We start from the raw sequence: 17,296 nt of genomic DNA, 5'->3' as shown, positions 1-17,296 counted from the left end.
GAACTGCACGGCCCTCACCCTTTCGGCCAGGTCGCATCGCTGACGCTCTGCGGGCCTCAATCCCTCTCCCACCGGGAGAGGGGTCATTCCGCCATCGCCGCGCGCCCGATCCTCACGGCCTCATCCACGGTCACCGCGACCACCTCTGCCTCAACCGTCCCGCAGGCCACCGCCAGCAACTCCGCCGCATCCCCACCCGGCGCCGCCGCATAGGCCGGCTGCCCCTCCGGCGTGCTCGGCCCCTCGGCCCCGCCCACAGCCACCGAGGCGAAGTCCAGCCGATCCGCCATCCGCGCCGCGCAGTCGAACCGCCACCACGACCAGCCGCCCAGATACCGCGTCGTTCCGACCGTGAAGTCTTCCTCCACCACCTGCAGCGACCGCATCCGCACCCCGTCCGGCTCGCGCAAGATCGTCGCCGCATCCGCGAACACCACGAACCGCCCGACGCCCGTCAGGACCAGCGCATGCGCCTCCGGCGGTGGCAGCTCCGCCTGGATCATGCGACCAGCTTCTCGGCCTGGGTCAGGTCGACGCTGACCAGCTGCGACACGCCGCGTTCCGGCATGGTCACCCCGTACAGCCGATCCATCCGGCTCATGGTCACCGGGTTGTGCGTAATGACGATAAAGCGCGTGTCCGTGCGGTTCCGCATCTCGTTCAGCATCCGGCAGAAGCGATCGACATTGGCGTCGTCCAGCGGCGCGTCCACCTCGTCCAGCACGCAGACGGGCGCGGGATTGGCCAGGAAGACCGCAAAGATCAGGGCCGCCGCCGTCAGAGCCTGTTCGCCGCCCGACATCAGGCTCATGACCGACAGCCGCTTGCCGGGCGGACAGGCGAAGATCTCCAGCCCGGCCTCCAGCGGATCATCGCTTTCGACCAGTTTCAGCTCCGCCTGCCCGCCGCCGAACAGGGCTTCGAACAGGCTCTTGAAGTTGTCGTTGATGACGTCGAATGCCGCCACCAGACGCTCCCGCCCCTCGGCGTTCAGCTCGTCGATGCCGTCGCGCAGTTTGGCGATGGCATTGGTCAGGTCCGACCGCTCCAGCCGCATGGTCTGCAGTCGCTCGCCGTATTCCTCGGCCTCGTCCTCGGCGCGCAGATTGACTGCGCCCAGCTGTTCCCGCTCCCGCTCCAGCCCGTACAGCAGGTTCTCGGCACCGGCCGCGTCCGGCGGGCGGGCGATGGCGTCGTCGGTCAGCTTCTGGCCCAGTTCCTCCGGCGACATCTGTGCCGTCTCGCGGACGTTGTTGTGCGCGTCCAGAAGCCTTTCGGCCGCCGCCTCCGACCGCGCCGCCAGCCCCGCCCGGGCCTCCCGTGCGCTCGCCGCCGTCGCATCGGCCGCCCGGCTGGCGCGATCCGCCTCGCCGGCCTGCGCTTCCGCCACCGCCAGTCCATCCGCCGCCGTCTTCCGCCGCGTTTCGGCCGAGGTCAGCATGTCCATCAGCTTCGACCGCTGCGCAGCCAACGCCTCCGGCGCCCGCCCGGCCTGCAGCAGCAGGGCCGCCGTCCTGGCCTCGTCGCCTTCCAGCACCGTGATCCGTGCTGTGGAATCCTTCGCCCGCGCGGCCCAGCTGTCGCGCTCGCGGGTCATGGCGTTCAGCCGCTGGTCTCGTCCTGAGCGTTCGCGCGCCTCGGCGTCCCGGTCCGCCCGCGCCCCCGCCGCCGCGCCGCGCGCCGCATCCGCCGCTGTCCGCGCCGCCGCCAGCTCTGTCTTCAGCCCCTCCAGGGTCTCGGACGGCGCCTCGGTGGTCAGGGCCTCCGCCAGGGCCGCCCCGGACGCCTCGTGCTCGACCGTCAGCCGCTCCAGGGTCTCGTCCAGCGCCGTCGCCCGCGCCTCGCGCCGGGCCTGTTCGTTGGCCAGCCGCTGCACCACGTCCCGCGCTGTGGTCACGGCCTTGTCTGCCGCGAAAGGCAGCAGCCGCGCCGCCTTCACCGTCTCTTCGGAGCCCCGGAACGCCTCGGTCGCCGCCTTCAGGGCCGACTGCGCTGTCTCCAGCGCCGGCTTGCCCGCGTCGATGTCCGCTTCCAGTTCCGACAGCCGCGTCCGCTGGGCCAGTCGCACCGCCGCCGGCCTCGGCGCATCCGCCAGGCTGACGAACCCGTCCCAGCGGTAGAGGTCGCCCTCCCGCGTCACCAGCCGGGCACCCGTGGGCAGAGACTTCGCCAGCCCCGGCGCCTCCGCCTTGCCGGCCACCCCGCACAGGGCCAGACGCGCGGCAAGGGCCGCCGGCGCCGTCACATGATCCGCCAGCGGTTCGACCCCGGCCGGCCACACCGGCGCAGGCACATCCGCTCCGCCCCAATAGGCCGCCGCCCTCGGATCCAGCGCCGCGTCCAGGTCTTCGCCCAGCGCCGCCGCCAGAGCAGCCTCGTATCCCTTGTCTGCGCCGATCTGATCCAGCGCCGGCGGGTGATCGCGTCGCGTCGAGACCAGCAGGGAGGCCAGCCCCCGCGCCTCGGTCTGGAGCCGACCCAGCCGGTCCTCGGCCGTCCGCGCCGTCGTCCGCGCCTCCTGCTCGGCCCGCGCCCGTTCCGCCCGATCCGCCTCGGTCGTCTCCACACCCGCCCGGGCCTCGGCCAGGGCCGCCGTCGCCGTCTCCAGTGCCTCGTGCGCGGCGACGAGTTCCGGCGTCTGGAGCGGACCCAGGGCTGCGCGCTCCCGCTTCGCCCCGTCCAGGGCCGCGACGGCCCGGGCCACCCGCGCCTCGGCGTCGCGCTTGCGGGCCGTCTCGGCATTGGCCCGTGCCTCGACCGCCGCCAGCGAGCCGGCCAGCCGTTCGACCTCGGCGTCCGCCGCGCGACGGCCGTCCTCGGCCGCTTCCAGCGCCCGCTCCAGCTCCGGCCCACGCTCGGGCGCCGCCGCGATCTCGGCCGTCAGAACGTCAAGCTCCGCCCCCAGCCGCGCCAGCTCGGCCTCGGCGTCGCCCGACATGGCGATCTCGCGCTCGGTGTCATTGGCGATCCGCTCCGCCTCGGCGGTCAGCCGGTCGACCTCGGCCCGCGCCGACTGCTCGGCCATGTCCAGCCGGTCGCGTTCCAGCGAGGCCCGGTGCAGCAGGGCCGCCGCCACCGCATCCTCCTCCCGCGCCGGCTTCAGTCCCTCCTGCGCCGACAGGGCCGCCGTCTGGGCCCGGGCCGCTGCCGCGGTCGCCTCGGCCACCGTCCGGTCCGCCGCAGCCAGTTCGGCCGCCGCCACCTCTGCCGCCAGCCGCGCATCGTTCCAGCGCACGAACAGCAGCGCCGACTGCAGGGCCCGGATCTCGGCCGAGATCTTCTTGTATTTCTCCGCCTGCCGCGCCTCGCGCTTCAGCCGCGTCAGGGCCGTCTCCAGCTCGCGCCCGATGTCGTCCAGCCGTTCCATATTGGCCTCGGCCGCCTTCAGCCTCAGCTCCGCCTCGTGCCGGCGCGTGTGCAGGCCCGCGACGCCGCCCGCCTCTTCCAGAATGCGCCGGCGGTTCTGCGGCCTGGCGGCGATCAGCTCGCTGATCTGCCCCTGACGCACCAGGGCCGGAGAGTTGGCCCCCGTCGAGGCGTCGGCGAACAGCAGCTGGACGTCCCGTGCCCGCACCTCCTTGCCGTTGATGCGATAGGTCGAGCCCTGGCCCCGGTCGATCCGGCGCGACACCTCGATGATGGCGCTGTCGGTGAAGGGCTGGGGCGCGCGCCTCTGGGCGTTGTCGATGGTCAGCTGGACTTCGGCGTGGTTGCGGGGCGGCCGGTTCGAGGCCCCGGAAAAGATCACGTCGTCCATGCCTGATCCGCGCATGGCCTTGGCCGAGTTCGCGCCCATGACCCAGCGCATCCCCTCCAGCACATTGGACTTGCCGCAGCCGTTCGGGCCGACGACGCCGGTCAGGCCGGGTTCGATCTGCACCTCCGCCGGGTCGACGAACGACTTGAAGCCGACGAGCCGGAGGCGCTGGAACTGCATCCCGTCGTCAGCTGCGAGGCAGCAGGGGCTGAATCGCGGCCGTCAGGCCTTCCAGCGAGCTGTCCGCTACGGCGCGGCCGTTGACGAAGAAGCTGGGCGTGCCCCGGACTCCGGCGGCCGTGGCGCCCGCGATCTCGGCACGGATGCCGTTCAGCGTCGCCGGATCGGCCAGACAGGCGTCGATCTCGGCCTGGGTCCGGCCGCTGACCGCCACCCCTGCGGCGTACCAGTCCGCCAGGGGCGCGCCGCCGATGATCGCGGCCTGGCCGGTCATGAAGGACGACGTGACGTCGAAGAACCGGGCCGGGGCCGCACAACGGGCGATCCCGGCGGCGCGCGCCGCGACCTGCGGCGGATTGGTCGGCAGGTTGCGGTAAACCAGCCGAACCTGGCCCGTGTCGATGAACCGTGCCTTGAACGCCGGCAGCACGGTCGTGTGCCAGTGGGCGCAGTGCGAGCAGACGAACGAGGCGTATTCGATCACCGTCACCGGCGCGTCGGCGCGGCCCAGCACCCGGTCGGCGCTCGTCACTGCCGGCGGCGCGGGCGTCTGGGCGGACGCCGCGATCGGGGCGGCGACCAGTGCCAGCATCAGCACCAGCGGACGGATCATTTGGCCAGCTCGGCTTCGATGGCGGGACCCAGGTCGGCCATGACCGTTCCCTCGCCGCCGAGCGAGGACACCTGGCGGCCGTTGACGAAGAAGGTCGGGGTGTTGATCACGCCTGCATCCGTTGCGGCCTTCACCCGGGTCTCGAGGGCGGCGATGGCTTCCGGGTTGGTGACACAGCGGGTGAACGCGGCCTCGTCCATCCCGTTCTCGCCGGCGATACGGACCAGGCTGTCACGCGGAGCGCCACCGGCGCGCCACTCCGTCTGGCTCTCCATGATCGCATGGACCACGTCGAAATACTTGTCCGCTCCGGCGCATCGGGCCAGCAGGAAACCCGCGGCCGCGACATCGGCCGGCGGCGTCGGCAGTTCGCGGAAGACGTAGCGGACCTTGTTGGTGTCGACATAGGCCGCCTTGAACGCCGGCCAGGTGTTCTTCTGCCACAGGGCGCAGTGCGGGCAGGTCGGCGAGGCGTATTCGACCACGGTGACCTTGGCGCCTTCGGGGGCACCCAGGGCCATGTCGCCGTCGACCACGGCCTTCGACCCGTTGCACGACGCGAGGGCCAGGGCGGACAGGGCCAGGATCAGATTGCGGAACAGGGTCATGGGTTCAGCTTTCGGCCAGTGCGGCGTCGATTTTTTCGGACAGGCTCGCCAGCGAGGGGTCGGCGACGTGCTCGCCATTGACCATGAAATAGGGCGTGCCGGTCACCCCGGCATCCCGGGCGCCCTTGATGCGCGTGTCCATGGCCTTGATGGCGTCGGCGTCCGTGACGCAGGCCTGGAACTGTTCCTCCGACAGGCCCGCGCCGTTGGCGATGCGTAGCAGGATGGTGCGGGGGGGCGTGCCGCTGAAGATCTCGTTCTGGCTGGCCATGATCTCGTGGATGACCGGGAAATACTTGTCGGGCCCGGCGCAGCGCGCCACCAGGAAGCCGGCCACGGCGACCGCTTCCGGGGCCGTCGGCAACTCGCGGAAGACGTAGCGGACCTTGTTGGTGTCGACGTATTTGGCCTTGAACTCGGGATAGACCTGTTCCTGCCAGGCGGCACAGTGGCCGCAGGTGACCGAGGCGTATTCGACGACCGTGACCTTGGCCCCCTCGGCGGCACCCAGGGCCATGTCGCCCTCAGCGGCCGCGCCGGTCTGATTGCCCGAGCAGGCCGCCAGCATCGTCATCGCCGCGAGCGCGGCTCCGGTGACGGCCGCGCGGCGGCTCATGGAGGCGTATTTGAACGGGCCGCTGGCGCGCATGGCGTCTTCCTCTGGACTTCTAGACTCTGGATGATCGCGCGATTCCCCGACGGCTGCGCGAATTCCATGGTTGTCGAGAACAGGTGCGGCGGAAAAAGGTCAAGAGCCAGCCGTCGGAATCTGATTGGGGGAGGGGCGGGGTAAGCGACGCATGGTGGAGGTCATGCGGCCGAAAGCAGACAGTCAGAAGGTCTGCTCTGGGTGGACATCAGACATCGGTGAGGCCGACGTCCAGAGCCTGACGCCAGGCCGCCCCCTTGCCCTCGCACCACTTCGGCCCGGCCCAACGCCGGCCCTTTTCCCGGTTCGACGGGAACAGCGCCGAAGGGCAACTGCATGGGCGGTCGCCGTTGCCTGATTTCAATCGGGGCAGGGTCGCTTGAGTGGGTGCCGCCTCAGTCCGGCTCGCCCGCCTCGTCGTCGAGATCAGGGTCATACCCTTCGTCGAGATCAGAGTCATAGGTCGCCCGGCTCCGCCGGATCCCGGTCGTGCCCGCGTCTGTCGCGGGTTGGCCCGCGGCTGCGTTACCGGGCACGTTGCGACCTGCGCCGCCGGCGGTCGGCGGCACCCGCGGCGGCGGCGGCGGGCAGTCGCCGCCCCATCGGCAGTTGTTTCCGGGTCTGTTGGCACTGCTCCTGGAATCCCGCGCGGCCAGCAGGGCAGAAACGGCAAGGTCGCCGTCACTGCCACGCCTTAGTTGGTTGTTGTTGATAAGGTTCTGACGCGCCGCATCAATGGCTATCGATACCAGTGCTGGCGACAGTTCTCCATACCCGACGCTGTTTCGGCATTCGTCCTGCGTAAGACGCGGCACTATGCAAATTTCTTTCATCTGATCCATTAGTGGTTCCCCGAGGAACCCTTGCAGATCGCGCTTGATACTCTGTTGTGCGGGCTCTCCGCTCTGGCCAGCCTCCTCAGCATTACTCACGAAACGGCGGATTGCATCCTCTAAATAGCCCACCGCCAGCGCGACCCCCAAACTGGAGAGGCGTTCTCGATCGATCGGCGATCGAGACTGCATGACAGGCGGTGCGGCGGCCGCCACTGTCCCCGCCATCGCCGCCATCGCGATCACGGCAGCGCTGACCAGACCGATGTTCCGCATCCCAGGCTCCTGCAAAGTTGACCAACGATACACGGCGCAAGCGCAGAAGATAGCCACAGGGGGTCTGTTTCGCCGTGGAGTCTGGCCCCCTTGACGGCGCGTTTCGCGGGTCACAGGGGCCCGTCAGTCCCGGCACAGCGCGCCGGCGGTGCCGGGGTCGGGGGGCGGACCGTCAGGGTTCCGGATCTTTCAGGCCTTGCAGCGAGCCGCGCGGGAGCGGATGCCGGCGACCTGGCCGCCGGGGCCGGCACCGAGGATCAGGACCCTGGTTCTCAGGGTCCGGGTCAGGCGACCCTGGACGTTTGAGGTCAGGGTTGGGCCGCCGTCGCCTGAGCGATCAGGGCCTCGAACTCGGGCGTGGATTGCAGGATGGCGCGTACCTGCGCGGTAGGGCGCTGGGTGACGCCGTCGCCGATCAGGACGACCACGACATCGCCGACGACCGGGGTCCAGCCCACGTCGCACAACGGCTGGGTGTTCCAGTCGACGACGACCGGCGTCTCGACGAGTTCCTCGCCCTTGGCGACCGAGATCGATTCCAGGGTGGCCTTGCCGAACGCCTCGCAGCTCCGGCTGCCCGGCATGCCGTTCTCGATACCGGCGCGACGCAGGTCGCGCTCGCAGGGCGCTGACGGCAGCCGCTCGGTTTCGGTGACACGCGCCACGAAGACCGCCCTGGCCCGCTCGATCTCGGAGGCCCCATGCGGCATCATGGGCATGCAGGCCCAGGCGGGGGCGGCGGCGAACAGGGTCGCGGCGGCTGTCATGGTCGTCAGGACGCGGTTCATGGCCTTCTTCCCTCGCGGATCGGAGGTCCATGAACGCCATCCTGTGCCGGGCCGCAAAGCATTTTGTCTGACGAAAGCCGCCATGAGGTCGCGCCCTGGAAAGCAAGGGTCGCCTGAACGCGGTTCGGCGTCAAACCCCAAGGCGTGCCTCTTTCCTCAGAGGCAACAGGCAGGCCATCGCCTGATGGCGTCTGTCCGCAAGGCCGTTGGTGGGTGCCCGAAAGCAGAGGTTGCCGACGGCTCCTATGGGTCGAGGTCGGTCTTCGACTCCCAGCGAGAAAGCAGACCTCCCAGTTCGTCAACTTTTGCCAACGCGAAGACGCGCGGCCGCTATGGACAGCCAGGCCAGTCGCGCTATTTTGCACCAAAAGTATGAGGATCGATCCCTATGGCTGTCGTGCGCAAGACCGTAACCCTGACCGAGCAGCAGGACACATGGATCGCCGCTCAGATCGCGGACGGGCGCTACACGAACGACAGCGAGGCGATCCGGGATCTGATCCGACGCGAGCAGGAGCGTCGGTTCGAGAGTGACGCGATCCGTCATGCGCTTGTTCTAGGTGAGCAGGGCGGGGCCCCTGAAGCGTTCGATTTCGCGGCCTTCAAGCGCCGCAAGATCGAGCAGTATGGCTGAATACCGCCTCGCGCCTGCGGCCCAACGCGATCTTGAGGAGATCTTCGACTATACGGTGGAGCAGTGGGGTCTGGCCCAGGCCATCCGCTACACGGATCAGATCGAGGCCGCCTGTTCGGCCGTGGCCGGCGCGCCGTTGCAGTCGCTGGACTGCGCCGATATCCGTCCTGGATACCGTCGCCGCGCGGTCGGGCAGCACATGGTCTATTTCCGTATCGCTCCCTACGGTGTCGCGGTCATCCGCATACTGAACCAACGCATGGATCCCCCGCGCCACCTGTAAGGGTCAGCGGATCTTGCCCTTCGCCGCATCCGACAGCACCGCCCGGCCCAGGTTCGCCAGCGCCGCCTTCAGCCCGTCCGGCGCGGCCTCGACCGATTTCGCCAGCTCCGCCTCCGCCGCGGCGTCCAGCGGATCGATCCGGCGTCGCGCGCCCTTCGTGGAGGCAGCGATCTGCGCCAGAGGCTTCACCGGCCCCTGGGCGATGCGTAGCTTGTCCACCGCGCCCGGGCCGAGGAACAGGTTCACCCGCGCCAGGATGTCGGCCGACTGGTGCTGGACCAGCAGGGCGGCCGGACCCGCGACGCGCAGCTCCAGCGTCCCGCCGCTTCCCGCCCGCCCCTTGGTCAGTTTCTGCGGGCGGGTGACGCGGGCCAGCTGGTCGCCGACGATCTCGCGCCAGCGGGGTTCCAGCGCCCCCGCGCCGCGCCCGAACTTCTCGTCCAGTTCGCGGATCAACGGGGCCAGGGCCCGACCGGCCGGAGGCGCCGGGCGCGGCATGGGCCGGGTCCGTCGCCGCGACAGGATCTCGCGGGTCTCAGCGTCTGTGGGCAGATCGCGCGCCATGAGGAGAGGTTAGCGCATTTGAGGGCCGACTTCTCCCTCCCCTTTATGGGGAGGGTGGCTGAGCGCAGCGAAGCCGGGTGGGGTTTGTCTGTCGGTGCGAGCATTCTTTTCGCACCCCACCCTGACCGCTTCGCGGTCGTCCCTCCCCATAAAGGGGAGGGAGAAGGTGCGCTGCAAAAGGCAACGAGTTAAGGGTCAACCCAATGCCTCCCGCCCACATCGCCGAACTGCGCGTCGCCCTGCTGGCCTGGTACGACGCCCATGCCCGCGCCCTGCCGTGGCGCGCGCTGCCCGGCTCGGCCGAACGCACCGACCCCTACCGCGTCTGGCTGTCCGAGGTGATGCTGCAGCAGACCACCGTCCCCCATGCCACCCCCTATTTCGAGCGGTTCACGGCGCGCTGGCCGACCGTCGGCGACCTCGCGGCGGCGGAGGATTCAGACCTGATGGCCGCCTGGGCCGGGCTCGGCTACTACGCCCGCGCCCGCAACCTGCTGGCCTGCGCCCGCGCCGTGGCGAACGACCACGGCGGCGTCTTCCCCGACACCGAGGCCGCCCTGCTGGCCCTGCCGGGGGTGGGCGCCTATACGGCCGCCGCCGTCGCCGCCATCGCCTTCGACCGCCCCGCCAATGTCGTGGACGGCAATGTCGAGCGCGTCGTCGCCCGGCTGTTCGCCGTCGAGGCCCCCGTCCCCGCCGCCCGACCGGAGCTGAAACGCCTCGCCGCGACCCTCGTCGCCGACGCCCCCTCTGGAGGCAGACCCGGGGACTGGGCCCAGGCCCTGATGGACCTCGGCTCCGGCATCTGCCGCCCGAAGTCGCCGCTGTGCCTGATGTGCCCCATCGCCGCCTTCTGCGCCGGCCGCGAGACCGGCGAGCCCGAACACTATCCGGTCAGGACGAAGAAGGCCGCTCGCCCGCATCGTCAGGGCATCGCCTGGGTCCTCCGCGACGACGGCGGCCGCATCGCCCTCGTCCGCCGCCCGGACAAGGGTCTCCTCGGCGGCATGGTCGGCCTCCCGACCAGCGACTGGACCGAAGCGGCGCCCGACGCCGCTCCACCCGTCGCCGCCGACTGGCCCACCCTGATCTGGAAAGAGGCGGGCGCCGTCGAACACGTCTTCACCCACTTTTCCCTGACGCTGTCGGTGCGCGTGGCGCAGGGGCAGGGCGATTTCCTGTGGATGCCCGAAGCCGAGGCGCTGGAGGCCCTGCCGACGGTCTTCCGCAAGGCTCTGGAGCGGGCGCTCGCGATGACCACACCCTGAAAAGAATTTATTCCGCCCGGCCTCTTGAGAGTCCTAGGCGCGGCGCCCACGTCCCCGGCGGGTCTTTGACAATCGATCGGGCAGGCTGCGCGGAGCGGCTCTCTCGTGTCGCGTCCCGGAGGATCCGGACGGATGGGACTCAGTGGACGACTTGGACTCTGAATTTCCGGAGTCCGCCTTTCAACCGTACATCCCGGCGAACGCCGGGGTGTACCAAGGGGATGGAGGCTACCGCGTCGTCACGATCCTGACCTCGCCCACGCGGTGCTCATCCTCCATCCAGAACCGGTCCTCGACCAGCAGTCGGACCCCATCGGCCTACTGCATCCCCGCCCGTACCTCGGCACGCAGGGCGTCGATGGATCGCAGCCCCGTGTCGGTGCGGAAGCGCCAGTAGGTCCAGCCGTTGCAGGCCGGGGCGTTCTCGAACAGGGCCCCCAGCTTGTGGATGGAACCCGTCATCGCGCCTGACACCAGCGACCCGTCGGCGCGCACGCGCGCCTCGCGCTCGCCCTTGGGACAGTAGAGGACGTCGCCCGGCGACAGCAGCCCGGCCTCGACCAGGGCACCGAACGGAACCTTGACCTCGGCACGCTTGGAGCCGGTCACGACAAGGTCCTCGGGTCTGGCCGGGATGACCGCCTTGATCCGCGTCTCGGCGACCTTGGCGTATTCGGGATCGCGCTCGATACCGATGAAGTGACGGCCCAGACGTTTGGCGGCGGCGCCCGTCGTTCCCGTGCCGAAGAAGGGATCCAGGATCACGTCGCCCGGGCGGGTCGCGGCCAGGATTACCCGGTGGAGCAGGGCCTCGGGTTTCTGGGTCGGATGGGCCTTCTTGCCGTCCTCGCCCTTGATACGCTCCTCCCCGGTGCACAGGGCGAAGGTCCAGTCGGACCGCATCTGGGTGTCTTCGTTGAAGGCCTTCAGGGCGTCGTAGTTGAAGGTGTAGCGCTTCTGCTCGCGGCTCTTGGCGGCCCAGATCAGGGTCTCGTGGGCATTGGTGAAGCGGGTGCCCTTGAAGTTCGGCATCGGATTGGTCTTGCGCCAGATGATGTCGTTCAGCACCCAGAAGCCCAGGTCCTGGATCGCCGACCCCAGGCGGAAGACGTTGTGATAGCTGCCGATGACCCAGATCGAGCCCTCGTCCTTCAGGACGCGGCGGCATTCCTTCAGCCAGTTACGACAAAAGTCGTCATAGGCGGCGAAGCTGTCGAACTTGTCCCAGTCGTCGTCGACCGCATCGACTTTCGAATTGTCCGGCCGCAGCAGGTCGCCGCCCAGCTGGAGGTTATAGGGCGGGTCGGCGAAGACCATATCGACCGACTTGTCGGGCAGGGACCGCAGGATCTCGATGCAGTCGCCGCGGTGGATGACATCCGTAGCGAGATGGGGGGTCTTCAGATCGGTCACGCTGCTCGGCCTCGAGGTTGAGGCGCAACCGTGAATCCTTGTGGTTAAGGGGGGGTTATCCGACGGGCAAAAGCCTCGCGGCGCCCCGGGAACGTGAAAGCCGTCGCTCACCCGGCGGGATACGGCCTGAGTGCACGGATAGAGGACACGGGCCCCATACCCATCAACACATCCCCCCAGGACCCCAACGATTTCAACGCCCGGCTCTGATTAGAGCCTTTATGTGCGCCCCCTCCCAAACCGCGCCTACACTTCTCGCCGTCCCGTCGCAGGGGGAAGGCGTCCTGGGCCCAGGACCCGGACGTGCGGCGGGGCGCGATCGAGCGGGAAACTGTATCGCTGCGCGCGGCCGAGGACCCTGATCCGGCGAGGAGCTGGATCTGTGGAGGCACGAACCGGCGCTGATGCAGGACTGTCCATGGGGTGACAAACCATGGAGCCCGGAGGGACCTGACACCCTCCGCCCGTCGCGGGCTGAGGCCGGACTGGGTTTAAGCGGCGCAAAGCGTGGGGGTCGAAAACGACGAAAACCTCACAGGCTGCACGAAGCCCGTCACCGGCCGCTCGCGTGAACCGGTCGCGACGGAGCCCCGGCGCGAGCCGAAAATTCCCATCCGGTCCCCGTAACGCGAAAGCAGGGGGCCATCCCGGTTCCGGGCGACCGCCCGGGCTCCGTCCACTTCCCCGACCCGTTCACAGCGGAAGAGCGATGACGGCTGTCTCCTGAGGAGGGGAGGGTGCATTCCGATTTGACCCTCGCTATGACGCTTCCATGATCGCTCGCCTTCGCCCCGTCCCGTTCGACCTCGGCCCCGTACACTTCGTCGGCATAGGCGGGATCGGCATGAGCGGGATCGCCGAGATCATGCTCAAGATCGGCTATTCGGTTCAGGGCTCGGACGCCAAATCATCGGCCAACACCGAACGGCTGGCGGCCCTGGGGGCGAAGATCTTCATCGGTCATGACGCGGCCCATGTCGGCGACGGCGTTGCTGCCGTGGTCTATTCGACGGCGGTCAAGCCGACCAACCCGGAAATGATGATCGCGCGCGAGCGCCGCATTCCGCTGGTCCGCCGCGCCGAGATGTTGGCCGAACTGATGCGGCTGCAGTTCTCGATCGCGGTCGGGGGCACCCACGGCAAGACAACGACGACCTCGATGGTCGCGGCCCTGCTGGACGCGGCGGGTCTGGACCCGACGGTGGTCAACGGCGGGATCATCAACGCCTACGGCACCAACGCCAAGGTCGGCGACGGCGACTGGATCGTGGTCGAGGCCGATGAGAGCGACGGCAGCTTCCTGCGCCTCAAGTCCACGGTCGCCATCGTCACCAACATCGACCCGGAGCACCTCGACCACTACGGCGACTTCGACGCGGTGCGTAAGGCGTTCTGCGATTTCGTCGAGAACATTCCCTTCTACGGCTTCGCCGCCGTCTGCCTGGACCATCCGGAGGTGCAGCGGCTGGTCGCCTCGATCGATAACCGGAGGATCGTCACCTACGGCATGAACCCCCAGGCCATGGTGCGGGCGGACAATGTCGAGATGGGGCCCGACGGCTGCCGGTTCGACGTGGTAATACAGGGGCGCGGACAGGCCGCGCTGGAGGAGCCGGTGCGGATCGCCGGCCTGCACCTGCCGATGGCCGGCTGGCACAATGTCGCCAACGCCCTGGCCGCCATCGCTGTGGCCCGGGAGCTCGACGTGTCCGACGACGCGATCCGGTCGGGTCTGGCGAGCTTCGCAGGCGTGAAGCGCCGTTTCACCACCACCGGCGTCGTCAACGGCGTGCGCATCGTCGACGACTACGGCCACCATCCGGTGGAGATCGCCGCCGTGCTGAAAGCGGCGCGTCAGGTCGCCGAGGGTCGCGTCATCGCCGTGGTCCAGCCGCACCGGTTCACCCGGCTGCGCGACCTGATGGACGAGTTCTCGACCAGCTTCTCCGACGCTGACAGCGTCATCGTCGCCGACGTCTATGCGGCGGGCGAGGCTCCGATCGAGGGCGTGGACAAACAGGCGCTGGTGGACGGTATCCGCCGCTACGGCCACCTGCGGGTGTCGGCTCTGGAGAACGCCGCCGTCCTGCCGCGCGTGATCGCGGAGGAGGCAAAGGCGGGCGACGTGGTCGTGCTGCTGGGTGCCGGCGACATCACCGCCTGGGCCTACGCCTTGCCGGCGCAGCTCGAGGCATTGCAATGACCCTCACCACCGGCGGCTGCCAGTGCGGGGCGGTGCGCTATCGGATTTCGGGCGAGCTCAGCGGCAGTCATTTCTGCCATTGCCGGATGTGTCAGAAGGCCAGTGGCAACGTCTTCGCGGCCCTGGTCGGGGCTTCGAAGAACACCGTCACGGTCGAAGGCCCACTCACGATCTTCGAGAGCTCCTCCATCGCACAGCGGGGCTTTTGCGCGGCCTGCGGAACGCCCCTGACCTTCGGCTACAAGGACGCGCAGCGGGTCTGCGTGACCATCGGCAGCCTCGACCATCCGGAGCGGGTGCCGATCGAGCTTCACTGGGGCGTCGAGAGCCAGATCGCCTGGCTGGAGCTGGGTGACGACCGGCCGAGGAAGGCCACCGGAGATGACCTGACAGCGGACCAGGCCGCGACACTGGCCGACATGGTCTCCCACCAATCCAGGGACGCGTGAGCGCGACGATCATGACCTGGCGTAACTCTCTCCCCGCCGTGCGGGGCAAGCTGCTGCGTGATGAGCCGCTGGCACCGTTCACCTGGTTCCGGGTCGGGGGCGCGGCGGACGTGCTGTTCATTCCGGCCGACGCGGACGATCTGGCCGAGTTCCTGAAGGCGCTGGACCCGGGTGTGCCGGTGACGATCCTGGGTGTCGGGTCCAACGTCATCGTTCGCGACGGCGGGGTCGAGGGGGTGGTCATTCGTCTCGCTGGCCGTTCCTTCGCCGGCATCGCGACTGAGGGCGACACGATCACGGCCGGCACCGGCGCTCTGGACGCCATGGTCGCCAGGGCCTCGGCTAAAGCGGGGCTGGCGGGGCTGGAGTTCTACGCCGGCATTCCCGGGACCATCGGCGGGGCCCTGACCATGAATGCGGGCTGCTATGGGTCGGAAACGAAGGACATCCTCGTCTCGGCCTGGGGTCTGACGCGGGCGGGGCAGCGGGTCGACTACGCCCTGGCGGACTTCGGCTACACCTATCGCCACTCCGAGGCCCCGACCGACATCCTCTGGATCGAGGCCGTCTATCGCGGAACACCGGACGATCCCGACGCCGTCGCCGCCCGCATCGCCGCGATCACCGCGCGCCGCGAACAGACCCAGCCGATCCGTGAAAAGACCGGCGGCTCCACCTTCAAGAACCCTCCGGGCCATTCATCGTGGAAACTGGTCGACGAGGCGGGCTGGCGCGGCAAGCTGCACGCCGTGACCGGCGGCGGGGCGATGTTCAGCGAGCTCCACTCCAATTTCATGATCAATCCGGGCCAGGCCACCGCTGCCGATATCGAAGGATTGGGGGAAACCGTCCGCTCCGAGGTTCAAAGTAAACTCGGCGTAAACCTTGAATGGGAGATCAAGAGGATCGGCCGACCCCTGTAACCTCGCGCAGAACGCCCTGGACCTGTGATGCCCCGCCCGCTTTCAGAACTGCACGTCGCCGTCCTGATGGGCGGACTGTCCTCGGAGCGTGAGGTGTCCCTGTCGTCTGGCAAGGAGTGTGCAGACGCCCTCGAAGGACAGGTCGCCCGGGTTTCCCGCATCGATGCCGGTCGTGACCTGGCCCAGGTGCTGGCGGCGTTCAAACCCGACGTCGTCCTGAACGCCCTTCACGGCGAGTGGGGCGAGGACGGATGTGTCCAGGGCATTCTGGAGACGCTGCAGATTCCCTATACCCACTCCGGCGTCCTGGCCTCGGCCCTGACGATGGACAAGGACAAGACCAAGGCCGTGCTGGGCGCGGCAGGGGTCAAGGTGCCGGGCGGCGGCCTGTTCGATCGGCACGAAGTGGCCCGCCGCCACGTGATCGAGCCCCCCTATATCATCAAGCCCAACGCCGAAGGCTCTTCGGTCGGCGTCTATCTGGTGCTCGCCGGGGCGAACGGCCCGCAGACCGAGGTCGGGGCCGACGACTGGACCTACGGCGAGAGGGTGATGGTCGAGCCCTATATTCCGGGCAAGGAACTGGCCGTGGCAGTGATCGGCGAGACGACGGGACCGCGCGCCCTGACCGTCACCGACATCACTCCGGTGAAGGGCTTCTACGACTACGAGGCCAAATACGCGCCGGGTGGATCCGTCCACAAGTTACCGGCCGATCTCCCGGCCCACGTTTTCGAGGCGGCGCTGCGGGAATCCGAGCTGGCGCATGCCGCCCTGGGCTGTCGCGGCGTGTCGCGGACGGACTTCCGTTATGACGATCTTAAGGACGAACTGGTCCTTCTGGAGGTCAATACCCAGCCCGGCATGACGCCGACCTCTCTGGTTCCGGAGCAGGCCGCCTTCGTCGGGATGACGTATCGAGATCTGGTCCGGTGGATGGTGGAGGACGCCTCATGCCCGCGGTAGTTCGCGGCGGTCGGCGCGCGAATGTGGCGTCTGCGCCCAAGCGAAGCGCGGGTCCGAAGGGGCAGGGCGGCCGCTCACGCAACGCGCCTCGCAACGCCGGCGGCGTTCCCGGCAAGATGGCAGCCCTGGGCAAGCTCGACCTGTCGCCGCGCGCCGTCGTCCTTTCCATCTGTGCAGGTTTCGGCGTCCTGGCCCTGGTGCTGGCCACGGGTGCCCGGGCCGAGCGGATCGGCCAGTCGGTCACCCATGGCATGGACCAGATCACCACCGGCATGGGGCTGAAGCTCCGCCGGGTGCACATCACCGGGGCCTCGGCCGAAGCGACGCCCGCAATCCAGCGCGCCCTGAACGTCGAGGCGGGCCAGCCGATCACCGGGCTTGATCTCGACGCATTGCAGGCCAGCGTTCAGGCCGTGGGCTGGGTGAAGGAGGCGCGCGTCGTGCGCCTGTTGCCCGACACCCTGATCGTCGAGGTGGAAGAACATGACCGTCTTGCCGTCTGGCAGACGGGCGGGCGTGTCTTCGTCATCGACGGTGAAGGCCGCGCCATTCCGGGCGCCGACGCAGGTCGCTATCCGGGGCTGCCGCTGGTGGTGGGTGCGGGCGCCGACAAGGCGGCCGGCGACATCCTGCCCCTGCTGGCGCAACGGCCCCGGCTGATGAGCCGCATCGACGCCCTGGTGCGGGTGGACGAGCGGCGCTGGGACCTTCGGTTGAAGGACGGCGGCATCATCCAGTTGCCGGCCGTGAAGCAGGAAGCGGCCCTGATCCAGCTCGACGCGCTGGACCAGCGCGAACGGCTGCTGGAGCTGGGCTTCGCCCGGATCGACCTGCGCACCGAGGGCCAGGTCGCGGTCCGGCCGGGCGCCGGCGTCTAGCAACACACAGT

At 69.1% G+C, this 17,296-nt stretch carries 17 protein-coding genes; 8 read left to right on the top strand and 9 right to left on the bottom strand.

The genetic code is table 11. The features are described from left to right. Positions 1-83: 83 nt before the first annotated feature. The 7 genes from ACW18A_RS10950 to ACW18A_RS10920 form a co-directional block, all read right to left on the bottom strand. A complete protein-coding gene (locus ACW18A_RS10950) occupies positions 84-503 on the bottom strand; it encodes a surface-adhesin E family protein (RefSeq protein ID WP_492021750.1) in 420 nt (139 codons plus the stop codon). Continuing rightward, positions 500-3,937 carry a chromosome segregation protein SMC gene (gene smc / locus ACW18A_RS10945; protein WP_492021749.1) on the bottom strand — a complete coding sequence of 1,146 codons (3,438 nt, stop codon included), beginning with the start codon at positions 3,935-3,937 and terminating at the stop codon, positions 500-502. The genes ACW18A_RS10950 and smc overlap by 4 nt, the downstream gene beginning before the upstream one ends. 7 nt (positions 3,938-3,944) lie before the next feature. After that, positions 3,945-4,550 (bottom strand): DsbA family protein, encoded by a 606-nt coding sequence (locus tag ACW18A_RS10940; protein ID WP_492021748.1) that lies wholly within the window; start codon positions 4,548-4,550, stop codon positions 3,945-3,947. Further along, positions 4,547-5,158 (bottom strand): thioredoxin domain-containing protein, encoded by a 612-nt coding sequence (locus ACW18A_RS10935; protein ID WP_492021747.1) that lies wholly within the window; start codon positions 5,156-5,158, stop codon positions 4,547-4,549. Before ACW18A_RS10935 ends, ACW18A_RS10940 begins: the two co-directional genes overlap by 4 nt. A 4-nt stretch (positions 5,159-5,162) precedes the next feature. Continuing rightward, positions 5,163-5,807 carry a DsbA family protein gene (locus ACW18A_RS10930; protein ID WP_492021746.1) on the bottom strand — a complete coding sequence of 215 codons (645 nt, stop codon included), beginning with the start codon at positions 5,805-5,807 and terminating at the stop codon, positions 5,163-5,165. Positions 5,808-6,202: 395 nt separating this feature from the next. Continuing rightward, entirely contained in the window at positions 6,203-6,916 is a 714-nt protein-coding gene (locus ACW18A_RS10925) for a hypothetical protein (protein WP_492021745.1), read from the bottom strand. A gap of 308 nt (positions 6,917-7,224) precedes the next feature. Beyond that, positions 7,225-7,704 (bottom strand): hypothetical protein, encoded by a 480-nt coding sequence (locus tag ACW18A_RS10920; RefSeq protein WP_492021744.1) that lies wholly within the window; start codon positions 7,702-7,704, stop codon positions 7,225-7,227. A 388-nt stretch (positions 7,705-8,092) separates the two neighbouring features. Between ACW18A_RS10920 and ACW18A_RS10915 the strand changes: the two genes are divergently transcribed. Further along, positions 8,093-8,338 carry a type II toxin-antitoxin system ParD family antitoxin gene (locus ACW18A_RS10915; RefSeq protein ID WP_492021743.1) on the top strand — a complete coding sequence of 82 codons (246 nt, stop codon included), beginning with the start codon at positions 8,093-8,095 and terminating at the stop codon, positions 8,336-8,338. Beyond that, positions 8,331-8,621 carry a type II toxin-antitoxin system RelE/ParE family toxin gene (locus ACW18A_RS10910; RefSeq protein ID WP_492021742.1) on the top strand — a complete coding sequence of 97 codons (291 nt, stop codon included), beginning with the start codon at positions 8,331-8,333 and terminating at the stop codon, positions 8,619-8,621. Before ACW18A_RS10915 ends, ACW18A_RS10910 begins: the two co-directional genes overlap by 8 nt. A gap of 3 nt (positions 8,622-8,624) precedes the next feature. Here ACW18A_RS10910 and ACW18A_RS10905 read toward each other — a convergent pair whose 3' ends face one another. Further along, positions 8,625-9,185 (bottom strand): DUF721 domain-containing protein, encoded by a 561-nt coding sequence (locus tag ACW18A_RS10905; protein ID WP_492021741.1) that lies wholly within the window; start codon positions 9,183-9,185, stop codon positions 8,625-8,627. A gap of 203 nt (positions 9,186-9,388) precedes the next feature. On the opposite strand from ACW18A_RS10905, the gene mutY reads away from it, so the two are divergent. Continuing rightward, the gene (gene mutY / locus ACW18A_RS10900; protein ID WP_492021740.1) at positions 9,389-10,453 is read left to right on the top strand and encodes an A/G-specific adenine glycosylase; all 1,065 of its coding nucleotides are present in this window, start codon (positions 9,389-9,391) and stop codon (positions 10,451-10,453) included. Positions 10,454-10,771: 318 nt separating this feature from the next. Here mutY and ACW18A_RS10895 read toward each other — a convergent pair whose 3' ends face one another. Next, positions 10,772-11,866 (bottom strand): site-specific DNA-methyltransferase, encoded by a 1,095-nt coding sequence (locus ACW18A_RS10895; RefSeq protein WP_492021739.1) that lies wholly within the window; start codon positions 11,864-11,866, stop codon positions 10,772-10,774. Between the two features lie 772 nt (positions 11,867-12,638). Between ACW18A_RS10895 and murC the strand changes: the two genes are divergently transcribed. The 5 genes from murC to ACW18A_RS10870 are packed head-to-tail and all read left to right on the top strand — an operon-like array spanning position 12,639 to position 17,285. Continuing rightward, positions 12,639-14,069, top strand: a complete 1,431-nt coding sequence (gene murC, locus ACW18A_RS10890; RefSeq protein WP_492021738.1) for a UDP-N-acetylmuramate--L-alanine ligase — start codon at positions 12,639-12,641, stop codon at positions 14,067-14,069. Continuing rightward, a complete protein-coding gene (locus tag ACW18A_RS10885; RefSeq protein ID WP_492021737.1) occupies positions 14,066-14,518 on the top strand; it encodes a GFA family protein in 453 nt (150 codons plus the stop codon). Before murC ends, ACW18A_RS10885 begins: the two co-directional genes overlap by 4 nt. An 11-nt stretch (positions 14,519-14,529) precedes the next feature. Next, on the top strand, positions 14,530-15,441 hold the full coding sequence (gene murB / locus ACW18A_RS10880) for a UDP-N-acetylmuramate dehydrogenase (RefSeq protein ID WP_492021736.1): 912 nt from the start codon (positions 14,530-14,532) through the stop codon (positions 15,439-15,441). Positions 15,442-15,468: 27 nt separating this feature from the next. Further along, a complete protein-coding gene (locus ACW18A_RS10875; RefSeq protein WP_492021735.1) occupies positions 15,469-16,407 on the top strand; it encodes a D-alanine--D-alanine ligase in 939 nt (312 codons plus the stop codon). Continuing rightward, positions 16,395-17,285: a cell division protein FtsQ/DivIB gene (locus tag ACW18A_RS10870; protein WP_492021734.1), complete on the top strand. Its 891-nt coding sequence runs from the start codon at positions 16,395-16,397 to the stop codon at positions 17,283-17,285. The genes ACW18A_RS10875 and ACW18A_RS10870 overlap by 13 nt, the downstream gene beginning before the upstream one ends. Positions 17,286-17,296: the final 11 nt, after the last annotated feature.

It is taken from the genome of Brevundimonas sp. AVps5 (assembly GCF_058681515.1).
This window is presented reverse-complemented; position numbering and strand designations above follow the sequence as displayed.

What these genes read in the sequence shown, in the direction of transcription:
- murB (WP_492021736.1), top strand. Translation starts at nt 14,530, where the DNA reads ATGACCTGGCGTAACTCTCTCCCCGCCGTGCGGGGCAAGCTGCTGCGT.
- ACW18A_RS10905 (WP_492021741.1), bottom strand. Translation starts at nt 9,185, where the DNA reads ATGGCGCGCGATCTGCCCACAGACGCTGAGACCCGCGAGATCCTGTCG.
- ACW18A_RS10870 (WP_492021734.1), top strand. Translation starts at nt 16,395, where the DNA reads ATGCCCGCGGTAGTTCGCGGCGGTCGGCGCGCGAATGTGGCGTCTGCG.
- smc (WP_492021749.1), bottom strand. Translation starts at nt 3,937, where the DNA reads ATGCAGTTCCAGCGCCTCCGGCTCGTCGGCTTCAAGTCGTTCGTCGAC.
- ACW18A_RS10885 (WP_492021737.1), top strand. Translation starts at nt 14,066, where the DNA reads ATGACCCTCACCACCGGCGGCTGCCAGTGCGGGGCGGTGCGCTATCGG.
- ACW18A_RS10935 (WP_492021747.1), bottom strand. Translation starts at nt 5,158, where the DNA reads ATGACCCTGTTCCGCAATCTGATCCTGGCCCTGTCCGCCCTGGCCCTC.
- mutY (WP_492021740.1), top strand. Translation starts at nt 9,389, where the DNA reads ATGCCTCCCGCCCACATCGCCGAACTGCGCGTCGCCCTGCTGGCCTGG.
- ACW18A_RS10950 (WP_492021750.1), bottom strand. Translation starts at nt 503, where the DNA reads ATGATCCAGGCGGAGCTGCCACCGCCGGAGGCGCATGCGCTGGTCCTG.
- ACW18A_RS10875 (WP_492021735.1), top strand. Translation starts at nt 15,469, where the DNA reads ATGCCCCGCCCGCTTTCAGAACTGCACGTCGCCGTCCTGATGGGCGGA.
- ACW18A_RS10925 (WP_492021745.1), bottom strand. Translation starts at nt 6,916, where the DNA reads ATGCGGAACATCGGTCTGGTCAGCGCTGCCGTGATCGCGATGGCGGCG.
- murC (WP_492021738.1), top strand. Translation starts at nt 12,639, where the DNA reads ATGATCGCTCGCCTTCGCCCCGTCCCGTTCGACCTCGGCCCCGTACAC.
- ACW18A_RS10915 (WP_492021743.1), top strand. Translation starts at nt 8,093, where the DNA reads ATGGCTGTCGTGCGCAAGACCGTAACCCTGACCGAGCAGCAGGACACA.
- ACW18A_RS10920 (WP_492021744.1), bottom strand. Translation starts at nt 7,704, where the DNA reads ATGAACCGCGTCCTGACGACCATGACAGCCGCCGCGACCCTGTTCGCC.
- ACW18A_RS10910 (WP_492021742.1), top strand. Translation starts at nt 8,331, where the DNA reads ATGGCTGAATACCGCCTCGCGCCTGCGGCCCAACGCGATCTTGAGGAG.
- ACW18A_RS10930 (WP_492021746.1), bottom strand. Translation starts at nt 5,807, where the DNA reads ATGCGCGCCAGCGGCCCGTTCAAATACGCCTCCATGAGCCGCCGCGCG.
- ACW18A_RS10940 (WP_492021748.1), bottom strand. Translation starts at nt 4,550, where the DNA reads ATGATCCGTCCGCTGGTGCTGATGCTGGCACTGGTCGCCGCCCCGATC.